Origin of the sequence: uncultured Roseovarius sp., from assembly GCF_913054395.1 — a bacterium.
Lineage (GTDB): Bacteria > Pseudomonadota > Alphaproteobacteria > Rhodobacterales > Rhodobacteraceae > Roseovarius.
On record NZ_CAJXIP010000109.1, the window covers coordinates 1 to 11,521 of the forward strand.

The 11,521-nt window shown below is 63.3% G+C and carries 8 protein-coding genes and 2 pseudogenes; 6 read left to right on the forward strand and 4 right to left on the reverse strand.

Features of this window, described 5'->3' with window-relative positions; all coding sequences use genetic code 11:
• Positions 1–423: pseudogene (locus QZ522_RS13910) on the reverse strand (hypothetical protein); the annotation flags it as partial.
• Positions 424–575: 152 nt separating this feature from the next.
• Positions 576–1,163 carry a DUF1285 domain-containing protein gene (locus QZ522_RS13915; protein WP_294612701.1) on the reverse strand — a complete coding sequence of 196 codons (588 nt, stop codon included), beginning with the start codon at positions 1,161–1,163 and terminating at the stop codon, positions 576–578.
• 69 nt (positions 1,164–1,232) lie between these two features.
• Between QZ522_RS13915 and QZ522_RS13920 the strand changes: the two genes are divergently transcribed.
• The 4 genes from QZ522_RS13920 to QZ522_RS13935 are packed head-to-tail and all read left to right on the forward strand — an operon-like array spanning position 1,233 to position 7,930.
• On the forward strand, positions 1,233–2,240 hold the full coding sequence (locus QZ522_RS13920) for a MoxR family ATPase (protein WP_294612703.1): 1,008 nt from the start codon (positions 1,233–1,235) through the stop codon (positions 2,238–2,240).
• Position 2,241: 1 nt separating this feature from the next.
• Entirely contained in the window at positions 2,242–3,123 is an 882-nt protein-coding gene (locus QZ522_RS13925; protein ID WP_294612706.1) for a DUF58 domain-containing protein, read from the forward strand.
• Positions 3,120–5,879: a DUF4159 domain-containing protein gene (locus QZ522_RS13930; protein ID WP_294612709.1), complete on the forward strand. Its 2,760-nt coding sequence runs from the start codon at positions 3,120–3,122 to the stop codon at positions 5,877–5,879. The genes QZ522_RS13925 and QZ522_RS13930 overlap by 4 nt, the downstream gene beginning before the upstream one ends.
• The gene (locus QZ522_RS13935) at positions 5,876–7,930 is read left to right on the forward strand and encodes a hypothetical protein (RefSeq protein ID WP_294612712.1); all 2,055 of its coding nucleotides are present in this window, start codon (positions 5,876–5,878) and stop codon (positions 7,928–7,930) included. The genes QZ522_RS13930 and QZ522_RS13935 overlap by 4 nt, the downstream gene beginning before the upstream one ends.
• Positions 7,931–7,949: 19 nt before the next feature.
• On the opposite strand, the gene QZ522_RS13940 is transcribed toward QZ522_RS13935, so the two are convergent.
• Both QZ522_RS13940 and QZ522_RS13945 read right to left on the reverse strand, forming a co-directional pair.
• Entirely contained in the window at positions 7,950–8,309 is a 360-nt protein-coding gene (locus QZ522_RS13940) for a hypothetical protein (protein WP_294612715.1), read from the reverse strand.
• A 36-nt stretch (positions 8,310–8,345) separates the two neighbouring features.
• A pseudogene (locus QZ522_RS13945) lies at positions 8,346–9,065 on the reverse strand (DUF599 domain-containing protein).
• Positions 9,066–9,148: 83 nt separating this feature from the next.
• Between QZ522_RS13945 and QZ522_RS13950 the strand changes: the two are divergent.
• Together QZ522_RS13950 and QZ522_RS13955 are read left to right on the forward strand one after the other, a co-directional pair.
• On the forward strand, positions 9,149–10,588 hold the full coding sequence (locus QZ522_RS13950) for an FAD-linked oxidase C-terminal domain-containing protein (protein ID WP_294612718.1): 1,440 nt from the start codon (positions 9,149–9,151) through the stop codon (positions 10,586–10,588).
• A gap of 23 nt (positions 10,589–10,611) precedes the next feature.
• Positions 10,612–11,521: FAD-binding protein (locus QZ522_RS13955; protein ID WP_294612721.1), on the forward strand; the 910-nt coding region annotated here is incomplete at its 3' end.

The window sequence follows — 11,521 nt, forward strand, 5'->3', positions numbered from 1 at the left end:
GCCCAGCCCAAAATACTGCGGCCCGGACACACCACCGGCATGACCTCCGCCCACGGTGATTTCTCGCAGATACACGCGCCCGCCGGCCTTCACCTCAATAAACGCCCCCACGGCTTGGCTGTTGGCCTCTTTCCCCATCAAGGTCAGCGCCACCCAATTGCCCGTCGCGTCAGTGACGTTTTGATAAACCTCCAGCGGCGCCCGCCGGTTCACCACCGCCAAATCCAGCAATCCATCGTGGTTCATATCAACCAGCGCCGCCCCACGACTGCGCGCCAAAGTGGCAATCCCCGCCACGTCGCCGCGCTCAACAAACGTGCCATCGACTTGCTGCATCAACAGATTGTTCGGGTCGTCCATCGCTGCGCCGGGCATCTGCTGCACATTGCCCTTGGCAATGAAATCCTTGAACTCTTGAATCATGTTCGTCCCTTTTCACACTGTCTTATAGCGGATCATTTGTGCCCGCTCGCGCGATGGGAATACCACAAAATGCGCGGATGATGGCCTAAAAAGGACGTTGACGCAGGGGAAACCGTTTCGTGATTTCCCCCTTTGGCGTGATCGGCGCGGGGTTAATCGGCCAGCAGTTCGTCGCTCGGGATAAGACCGAAGAACGCGCCGCCCGACCAGACCCCGAACCAGCCCTCATGATGCACACCGATATCAACCAGCCGGTAAAAGCTCTTGCGATCGATCAGCGCCTCAAGGTTGGTGCGCACAAGGACATAGGGCGACGGCTCGCCGGTTTCAGGATCCCGAATTACGCGAATAGGGTGATCCGGGTCGGCGGTCATATGGTCGCCGACATTGGTTTCAAACCGCAACTCCTGGCTTTCGCCGGTTCCCGAGACTTCGAAATCGACCGCGACAAAGGGCGCGTCATCGACGGTGATGCCGACTTTTTCCACTGGTGTTACAAGGAAATAGTCATCGCCGTCACGCCGCAGGATAGTGGAAAACAGCCGCACAAGTTCGACCCGTCCGATCGGGGTGCCAAGGTAAAACCACGTGCCATCGCGGGCGATTCGCATGTCAAGATCACCACAAAAAGGCGGATTCCAAAGATGCACCGGCGGAAGGCCGCGCGCCTTGGCCCCGGCGGCCCTTGCAGAGGCGGCAATCCCTTCGGCTGACGGTGACGTGACGGATTCTTTGCTCATTGCTTTTGCCATTTCTCTCTCGCGCGATACACTCTACCGATAGGATATAGTCCAGACAGGAGTTTTGCCATGACCGATGACACCGACCTTCTTGCTGGTCTGGAGGCGCTTGAAGACAAGCTTGCACAGGCGCGGGCCTCGATTACCCGGCGCTTCATCGGGCAGGAACAGGTGGTCGACCTGGCGCTTTCAGCACTTTTGTGCGGCGGGCACGGTTTGCTGATCGGTCTGCCTGGGCTTGGCAAGACGCGGCTTGTGGAAACCCTTGGCACGGTCATGGGGCTCAATACCAACCGGGTTCAGTTCACCCCTGACCTGATGCCGGCCGATATCCTCGGCAGCGAGGTGCTTGAAACCGCCAGCGACGGAAGCCGGGCGTTCAAATTCATCGAAGGGCCGATTTTCTGCCAGCTTCTGATGGCCGATGAAATCAACCGCGCCAGCCCGCGCACCCAATCGGCCCTGTTGCAGGCGATGCAGGAGCGCCAGGTCACCGTCGCAGGCGCCAACCGCCCGCTTGAGCCGCCGTTTCACGTGCTCGCCACGCAAAACCCGATTGAACAAGAAGGTACCTATCCCCTTCCCGAGGCCCAGCTTGACCGCTTTCTGGTCCAGATCGAGGTGCCTTATCCCGACCGCGACACAGAGCGCGCGATCCTGCTCGCCACCACCGGCGCCGCCGAGGAAGAAGCACACGCCGTCTTTGCCCCCGCCGATCTGATTTCCGCCCAACAGATGTTGCGCCGGATGCCCGTTGGCGAGGCGGTGATGGAGGCGATCCTGGATCTGGTGCGCGCCTGTCGCCCGGATGACCCAAGCGCCAGCGAAAACGTGCGCGACACTGTTGCCTGGGGGCCGGGGCCGCGGGCCGCGCAGGCGCTTATGCTGACGGTGCGGGCGCGCGCGATGCTGCAGGGACGGCTGGCGCCGGATGCAGGCGATGTGGCTGCGATGGCGCAACCGGTGCTTGGTCACCGCATGGCGCTTAACTTTGCGGCACGGGCCCGCGGCGATAGCCTGAACGGGCTGATTGCGCGTGCGGTCGCAGATGTCGCCAAGATCGAGGTCGCCGCGTGACATGAACGCCGCCGTGCCCACCCTGCGCCCCCGCGCCGAGGCCGAAGCCGCCCGCCTGCCGCCGCTTTTGGCGCGGGCCGAGCATCTTGCCGGTACGGTTCTGCTGGGCGAGCACGGGCGGCGGCGCGCGGGACAGGGCGACGATTTCTGGCAATACCGACCGGTGCAACCCGGCGACAGCCGCCAGATGATCGACTGGCGCCGATCGGGGCGCAGCGATGCGCAATTCGTGCGCCAACGCGAATGGCAGATCGCCCAAAGCGTGATGCTTTGGGTCGATCCGGCGGCCTCTATGCGGTTTGCCAGCGACAAGGGATTGCCCGACAAAGCCGACCGCGCCCGGCTTTTGGCCCTCGCAAGCGCGATCCTGCTTATTCGTGGCGGCGAGCGGGTCGGCCTGACCGGTGGGGCCCTGCCGCCCCGGCGCGGTCAGGTCCAGATCGCGCGCCTGACCGAAGCCCTGATGCAAGACAGCGACGAGGATTACGCCAGCCCCGACATGACCGGTTTGTTGCCGCACGGCCGCGCGATCCTGATCTCTGACTTCATGGGCGATCTCAAGGGCCTGCGCGGCGCCCTGACGGCAGCGGCGGATCGCGGCGTGCGCGGCGTTCTCTGTCAGGTACTCGACCCCGCCGAAGAGGCGTTTCCTTACGCGGGACGCACGATATTTGAAAGTATCGGCGGCACTGTGGCACATGAGACCCTCAAGGCAAATGACCTGCGCGACCGCTATCTGGAACGGCTCGCCGAGCGCAAATCAGAACTGGCCTCGCTTTGCTCTGTGATCGGCTGGCGGTTTGGCTGTCATCACACAAGCGACAGCGCGCAAGCGGCGCTTTTGTGGCTTTACCGCGCGATTGACGAGGGGGAAGGCACATGATGCTTGGACCCATCGGTTTTGCCGCGCCGTGGTTGCTGATCGCACTGGCCGCTTTGCCGATCCTCTGGATTATCCTGCGCGCCGTGCCGCCCGCGCCTGTGCGGCGCAGATTTCCCGGCGTGGCGCTTTTGCTTGGCCTCAAGGACGACGATAGCGTTACCGACCGCACGCCGTGGTGGCTGTTGCTGCTGCGCATGCTGGCGGTAGCAGCGGTCATTATCGGACTGGCCGGGCCGGTTCTTAATCCACGCGACGAGGGCGCGGCCCGCGCCACCGGGCCGCTTTTGATCCTGCTGGATGGCACATGGGCAGCTGCGCGCGACTGGGGGGCACAGATCGCGGTGATCGACGGGCTTTTGACGGAGGCCGCACGCGCCGGGCGCCCCGCTGCGGTGATGCAGCTCAGCGACCCCGAACCGCCCCTGTTTCAAGCCGCCGAAAGCTGGCGCAGCCGCCTGCCCGGCCTTGCCCCTGCACCCTGGTCGGTCACGCCCGAAAGGCTTGCCGAGGCTGCCGGGATGCTGGGCGATGCAACGTTTGAAACCCGCTGGTTCTCTGACGGGCTTGCACAGGAGGGGCGCGATGACCTGCTTGCCGCGCTTGAGGCACGCGGCCCGGTAACCGCGCATGAAAGCCCGCGACCGATCCTGGCGCTCAAGCCTGCAACGCTGGCCGATGGCGCCGTTGAATTGCAGGCGCTGCGCGCCGCGGCAGGTCCGCCACGCGACATCATCGTCAACGCGCATGGCCTTGACCCCGCTGGCCTGCCGCGTGTTCTTGCCAGCCTTCCGATGCGGTTTGGCGAGGGCGAGACAGAGGCGCAAGGCGCGCTGTCACTGCCGCCCGAATTGCGCGCGCGACTGACCCGGTTCGAAATCGCGGGACAGGATCATGCCGGGGCCGTTACGCTTGGCGATGACGCCCTCAAGCGGCGCGAGGTGGCGATGATCGCCGGGCGCGATGATCGCGAAGGGCTAGAGCTTTTGTCGCCGCTGCACTATCTCGAACAGGCGCTGATCCCCACCGCCGATCTTCTGGACGGCGCCCTGATGGATGTTTTGCCGGCCAATCCGGATGTGATCGTGCTGACCGATGTGGCAACGCTTTCGGGGGCTGAACAGGCCGCGCTTCTCGACTGGACCACCGAGGGCGGGCTTTTGCTGCGCTTTGCCGGGCCGCGCCTTGCCGCAAGCGACGTCTCGCGCACCGAAGAGGCCCCGCTTATGCCGGTGCGCCTGCGCGCCGGGGGCCGCACGGTTGGCGGCGCGATGAGTTGGGGCGAACCCAAGGCGCTGGCCCCCTTTGCCGAAGGCACGCCATTTTACGGCCTGACGATTCCCGATGACGTCAGGGTCAACGCACAGGTCATGGCCCAGCCCGACCCGGTGCTTGCCGAGCGGGTGATCGCGCAGCTTAGCGACGGCACCCCGCTTGTCACCCGCAAGCGGATCGGCGCGGGACAGGTCGTGCTGTTTCACGTCACCGCCAATGCCGAATGGTCAAGCCTGCCGCTGTCGGGCCTGTTCGTGCAGATGCTGGAGCGGCTTGCCGTGTCCTCAGCCGTGACCCCACCGGATGCGACCGAACTGTCGGGCACCACATGGCAGCCGGTCGCAGTGCTTGACGGGTTTGGCGCCCTCAACGATGCGGGCACCCTGCCCGGTGTGGCAGGCGAGCGTATCCTTGCCGCACCGCTTGGGCCCGACCTTGCCCCCGGCATTTATGACGGGCCGGACCGGCGGATTGCACGCAATGTGGTATCCGTCGATACCACGCTGACCCCTATGGCCTGGCCCGCGCGCATCCCGGTCGAAGGGTTGGCGCGGGCACCCGAACTGCGCCTGGGTGGATGGCTTTTGGCGGCGGCGCTGATCTTGATGGTCGCCGATATCGCCGCCTCGCTTGCGCTCTCCGGGCGGCTCTGGCCGATGCGGGCGGCGGCGGTGCTTTTGCTGGTGCTCGGGCTTTCCGGCACGCCGCACAGCGCGGCCGCTCAGGACGACGCCCGCGCGATCCTTGCCACATCCGAGGTGGTGCTGGCGCATGTGATCACCGGCAACGCGGCGCTTGATGATACCGCCCGCGCCGGTCTTGCGGGGCTGGGGCAGGTGCTTAATTTCCGCACCTCGATCGAACCTGCCGACCCGATCAGCGTCAACCTCGAAACCGACGATCTTGCGTTTTATCCGATCCTTTACTGGCCGATCACCCCGGATCAGCCGACCCCCTCGGCCGAGGCCTATGTGAAGCTGAACGATTACCTGCGCAATGGCGGGCTTATCGTGTTTGACACGCGCGACGCCAATGTGGCGGGCTTTGGCACGTCCTCGCCCAATGGCACCCGGCTTCAGCGGCTGGCCGCGCCGCTGGATATTCCGCCGCTCGAACCGGTGCCGGATGACCATGTCCTGACCCGTGCCTTTTACCTGCTGACGGATTTTCCTGGTCGCCACGCGGGCCGCCCGGTCTGGGTTGAGGCGGCGCCGCCGGATGCCGAACGCATCGAGGGCATGCCGTTTCGCAATCTCAATGACGGGGTGACGCCGGTGGTGATCGGCGGCAATGACTGGGCCTCGGCATGGGCAATGAACGCGCGCGGTGATCCGCTTTTCCCGGTCGGGCGGGGCTATGCAGGCGAACGCCAGCGCGAGTTGGCCTATCGCTTTGGGGTGAACCTTGTGATGCATGTGCTGACCGGCAATTACAAATCCGATCAGGTGCATGTTCCGGCACTTCTGGACAGGCTGGGCCAATGACCGCGACGCTGATCTTTGACCCGCTTTTGCCCGTGCTTCTGATCGCGGGGCTTGCCGTTATCCTTGCCGCCGGTCTTGGGCTGGCGGTCTGGCGCGGGTTGTCGGGCTGGGCGTTTCGCGCGCTTGCCGGGCTGGTCATCCTGGGTGCGCTTATGGGACCGGTTTACCAGCAGGAAGATCGCGCGCCGCTGTCGGATATCGTGATGATCGTCGAGGATGAAAGCGCCAGTCAGCGGCTTGCGGATCGCGGGGCGATGACCACAGAGGCGGCGGATACCCTTGCCGCACGGCTAGAGGCGCGGGGCAACACCGACGTGCGCCGCCTGCGTGTGCCCGATGCGCCCGACAACGGCGGCACCCAGATGATGACGGCGCTTGCGCAGGCCATGGCCGAGGAACCGCAGGGCCGGATTGCCGGCATGATCCTTTTATCGGACGGGCGGCTGCATGATGTTGAGCGCGCGCCGCCCCTGCCCGCGCCCCTGCATCTGTTGCATACCGGTCGCGAGGGCGATTGGGACCGGCGGTTAAGGATCGACAACGCCCCCGCCTTTGCCATCCTCGGCGAAGAGGTGCGCATGACCCTGACGATCACCGATGAAGGTGCGGCCCCCGAGGGTGTTTCGACCGTGCCGCTTGATATCTCGGTTGACGGCGCAGAACCGCGCCGATTTGAGGTGGCGCTTGGCGAAACGATTGATCTGCCGCTGACCCTGCCGCATGGCGGGCGCAACGTGTTGCAGTTCACCACGCCCGCCGCGGCGGGCGAACTTACCGATCGCAACAACACCGCGCTCATTCAGATCAACGGCGTTCGGGATCGCCTTAGCGTACTTCTGGTCTCGGGTCAGCCGCATCCCGGCACGCGGACCTGGCGCAACCTTCTGAAATCCGACAGCTCGGTCGACCTTGTGCATTTCACGATCCTGCGCCCGCCGGAAAAGCAGGACGGCGTGCCGGTGCGCGAGCTGTCGCTTATCGCCTTTCCCACGCGCGAACTGTTTCTGGAAAAGGTCGATGATTTCGATCTGATCATCTTTGACCGTTATCGGCGGCGCGGCATCCTGCCGTCGATCTATCTCGATAATATCCGCCAGTATGTCAAAAATAGCGGCGCAGTTCTGTTCGCGGCCGGGCCGGATTTTGCCGGGGCCGAAAGCATCTATCGCGGACCGTTCGAGGACATCGTGCCCGCCCGCCCCACTGCGCGGGTGGTGGAAGAAGGATACCGCCCCAAGGTCACCGACCTTGGGCAGCGTCATCCTGTCACCGCCGGACTACAGGCCGCAGGAACAGAAGACGGCGATTGGGGACGCTGGATGCGCCAGATCGAGGTGATACAGAACTCGGGCGATGTCGTCATGTCCGGCGCAGGCGATCGCCCCCTTCTGTTACTGGATCGGGTCGGGGAGGGACGCGTGGCGCTTCTGGCCTCGGATCATGCCTGGCTTTGGGGCCGCGGGTTCGAGGGCGGCGGACCGCAGCTTGAACTGCTGCGACGCCTGGCGCATTGGATGATGAAGGAACCCGAGCTTGAGGAAGAGGCGCTTTGGGCCGAGGCCACCGGCCAGCAGATGCGCGTGATCCGCCGCTCGCTCGCGGATACGGTCGGCCCGCTGAGCATCACAACACCGTCCGGTGAGGTAATTGAACGCAGCCTGAAAGAGGTCTCGCCAGGGCGGTTCGAGCATGTCTATGACGGGCCGGAAATCGGGCTTTACCGTTTGGTAAACGACGATCAAAGCGCGGTGATCGGTCTTGGCCCCGCCGCCCCGGTCGAGTTTGAACAGACCATCGCCAGCGCCGAGGCTCTGCAACCGCTGATCAGCGCCACAAATGGCGGGGTGCGTGCGCTTGCCGATGGTGTGCCACGCATCCGCGAGGTACGCGAAGGCCGCCCCGCCGCCGGGCGCGGTTGGATCGGGATCACGCCGCGCGGGGCCTATGAGACCCGCAGCGTCAGCCAGATGCCGCTTTTGCCGGCATGGCTTACCTTGTTGCTGGTGTCCGGGCTGATCCTGTCGGGATGGCTGCGCGAGGGGCGGCGCTAGGCCTGACAGGCTGTCTTGTTCAGGGCTGCAATTCGACGCGCACGGCCTCACCCGCCCAGCCATCGACCGAACAATGTGGTTTCACGAAAATCTCGCGTGTCCCATCCGGCAGCGCCAGATTGGTCAGCGATCGGGTAAATGGCTGTTCGTTGACATGCGGGTGATGCAAAAGGCGATAGCCAAGCCGCTTGCCAGCACTGTCCAGCACCTCCCAGCCATCAACATAATGCTCCCAGCCGGTATCGGTATGCTCGATCGTGACATCCACGCGCCAAGACATGCCAAATTTCTCGACCTTGATATCAAGCACACGAGGCTCGCTTGCCGAAACGGCAGTGCCCATAAGACAGGCGGCGAGGATAAATGTGATCTGTTTCATGGCGCATATCATAGCGCGATCTCCTGTTAATAACAGTCACGTCTGTGTGTGGGTTTCGCTGTCATCGGGCTGCATCAGGACCGCGCGCGACTGTGACGCGAACTCACGGCGCAGCAACACCAAGACGGTGACAAGCGTTGCCGCGATCAGCGCCTCTGATCCCAAAAGCCATGCCGCTGTCGCCAGCGCAAAGTAAAGCGACCTCAGACCCCGATTAAAGCCGCGCGCCGCCGTTATGTTGATTTCGCCCGCCTTGCGCGCACGGCTGGCGGCGCGGGCATCTCTGGCATCGTTGGGCACGGCGGCCATCACCACGGCACAATAGCCAAACAGCCGGTTGGACCAGACGAATTTCAGAAAGGCATTGGCCAGGAACAGCAGAATGATCAAAATCTTGACCTCCCAGACGACATCAGGCTCCTGTTCCGGCGTCAGATCGCCGGCAAGGCCGATTACCCGGTCAAGATCGCCCAAAAGCGCCAGTGAACCACCTATCGCAATCAGGGTCGCCGAGGCAAAGAAGGATGTACCCTATCGTAATGTGCCAAGGATATGCGCGTCGAATATGCGCGGATCGCGAGAGATCATCACGACCATCCATTCGCGCCGATATTGCGCCATCAGGCCCGACACCGACGGAAGGCCCCTGGGTGCGTTATCAATCGCAAAGCCGGTCAGCGCCCAAGACCCGAACAACAGCGCGAGCGCGGCCAGATCGAGGCTATTGAAATAGGCGAAAGGATCGGTCCATGACATGGTGGCACATTACCGCCGGAAGGTTTGACTTGCCATAAGCAAAAATTGGTTATATTTTATTACCAATCATAGGGAGCGCGACCATGGAAATGCCAACCCCAAAGCCAGAAATTATTGCGCGGAAAGCAGAATTAATCACGCGATTGCTTGAGGTTATGCCGTCTGACGCGGTTATATCCGATCCATCGGAAACCCGAGTCTATGAGTGTGACGCCCTGACGGCTTACAAGTGCGCGCCGCTGCTGGCCGTTCTTCCGGGAAGCACGCAAGAGGTTTCGGACACTCTCAGGATCTGTCACGAGATGGGCGTGCCGGTGGTGCCGCGCGGCTCTGGCACCTCACTGGCGGGCGGGGCGCTTCCGACGGCCGATAGCGTGATCCTTGGTGTCGCGCGCCTGAGTGACGTGCTGGAAACCGATTACGAGAACCGCTTTATCAGGGTTCAAACCGGCCGCACCAATCTGAGCGTGACCGGCGCGGTCGAGGAAAACGGCTTTTTCTATGCCCCCGATCCGTCATCACAGCTTGCCTGCGCGATTGCCGGAAATATCGCGATGAATTCGGGCGGCGCGCATTGCCTTAAATACGGGGTGACGACCAACAACCTTATGGGGGTGACCATGGTGCTGATGGATGGCACCGTGACCGAGATCGGCGGTGCCTTCCTTGATGCCGAAGGGCTTGATCTTCTGGGGCTTATCTGTGGTTCCGAGGGTCAGCTTGGCGTTGTGACCGAGGCGACCCTGCGGATCCTGCACAAGCCCGAAGGCGCGCGGCCCGTGTTGATCGGCTTTGACAGCAACGAGGTCGCGGGCGCCTGTGTGTCCGACATCATCAAGGCGGGCGTTCTGCCGGTGGCGATCGAATTCATGGACCGCCCCTGTATCGAGGCGACCGAAGCCTTCGCCAAGGCCGGCTATCCGATGTGCGAGGCGCTTTTGATTGTCGAGGTCGAAGGCTCGGATGCAGAGATCGACGAACAACTTGCCCTGATCGAGGAAATCGCGCGCCGTCACAACCCGGTCGAGTTGCGCCAGAGCCGCTCGGCAGAGGAAAGCGCCAAGATCTGGCTTGGTCGCAAATCCGCCTTTGGCGCGATGGGGCAGATCAACGATTACATGTGCCTTGACGGCACGATTCCGGTCAGCGAACTGCCGTATGTCCTCAAGCGGATCGGCGAGATGAGCCGTGAATTCGGCCTTGATGTGGCCAATGTGTTCCACGCGGGCGATGGCAATATGCACCCGCTGATCCTGTTTGATGCCAACAAGCCCGGCGATCTTGAGCTCTGCGAAGATTTCGGTGCCGAGGTCCTCAAGCTTTGCGTCGAGGTGGGCGGCTGCCTGACCGGCGAGCACGGGGTGGGCATCGAAAAGCGTGATCTGATGACCTATCAATATGACCCTGCCGATCTTGAGGCGCAGATGGCCGTCAAGGACGTGTTTGACGGCCAGTGGCTGTTGAACCCGGCCAAGGTGTTCCCGCTTTTGTCCTCGGATTCACATCGCGACGTGGCCGCCTGAACGGCGAAAGGATTTCCAATATGCTGACCCCCAAAACCGAAGATGATCTGGCCCGGATCATCGCCGATGCCGACGCGCCGCTGCGCATTCAGGGTGGTGGCACGCGCCCCATCGGGATGCCGACCAATGGCACGATTCTAAGCACAAGCGCCCTGTCGGGGATCGAGCTTTATGAGCCCGGATCACTGACGCTTGTGGCCAGGGCAGGCACACCTGTGGCCGAGATCGAGGCGGCATTGGATGGTGAAGGTCAGCGCCTTGCCTTTGAACCGATGGATCATCGCGGCCTGTTGGGCACCTCCGGCACGCCGACGATTGGCGGGGTGGCGGCGGCCAATGTCAGCGGCCCGCGCCGCATTCAGTCCGGCGCCGCGCGCGATTTCATGCTTGGCGTGCGCTTTGTCGACGGGCGCGGACAGATCATCAAGAACGGTGGCCGGGTGATGAAAAATGTCACCGGCTATGATCTGGTCAAGCTGATGGCAGGCAGCTATGGCACATTGGGCGTGTTGACCGAAGTGTCGCTCAAGGTGCTGCCGAAGCCGCGCCATGCCGCGACTTTGCGTATCGAAGGGCTGGCCGATGAGGCCGCCGTCAGCGCCCTTGGCCGCGCGCTTGGCTCGCCCTACGAGGTGTCGGGCGCGGCGCACCTTCAGGGCGGCAATGATGGCGCGCCGACCACGCTTTTGCGGCTTGAAGGCTTTGAAAACTCGGTCGCTTACCGCGCCGCAGAACTGCAATCCATGCTGGCCGATCTGGGACAGATCACGGTTGATGCAAGCCCCGAAGAGACCGAGGCCACCTGGGCCGCGATCCGCGATGTGGCGCCCTATCATGACGCGATGGGCGATGTCTGGCGGATTTCGGTCAAGCCCACCGATGCCCCCGGCCTTGTGGCAAGCCTGCGCGGCGCGAGGGCATTTTACGACTGGG

Bases quoted from the DNA above. Each gene is read 5' to 3' on its own strand.
- QZ522_RS13935 (WP_294612712.1), top strand. From the start codon at position 5,876: ATGACCGCGACGCTGATCTTTGACCCGCTTTTGCCCGTGCTTCTGATC.
- QZ522_RS13930 (WP_294612709.1), top strand. From the start codon at position 3,120: ATGATGCTTGGACCCATCGGTTTTGCCGCGCCGTGGTTGCTGATCGCA.
- QZ522_RS13940 (WP_294612715.1), bottom strand. From the start codon at position 8,309: ATGAAACAGATCACATTTATCCTCGCCGCCTGTCTTATGGGCACTGCC.
- QZ522_RS13920 (WP_294612703.1), top strand. From the start codon at position 1,233: ATGACCGATGACACCGACCTTCTTGCTGGTCTGGAGGCGCTTGAAGAC.
- QZ522_RS13950 (WP_294612718.1), top strand. From the start codon at position 9,149: ATGGAAATGCCAACCCCAAAGCCAGAAATTATTGCGCGGAAAGCAGAA.
- QZ522_RS13915 (WP_294612701.1), bottom strand. From the start codon at position 1,163: ATGAGCAAAGAATCCGTCACGTCACCGTCAGCCGAAGGGATTGCCGCC.
- QZ522_RS13925 (WP_294612706.1), top strand. From the start codon at position 2,242: ATGAACGCCGCCGTGCCCACCCTGCGCCCCCGCGCCGAGGCCGAAGCC.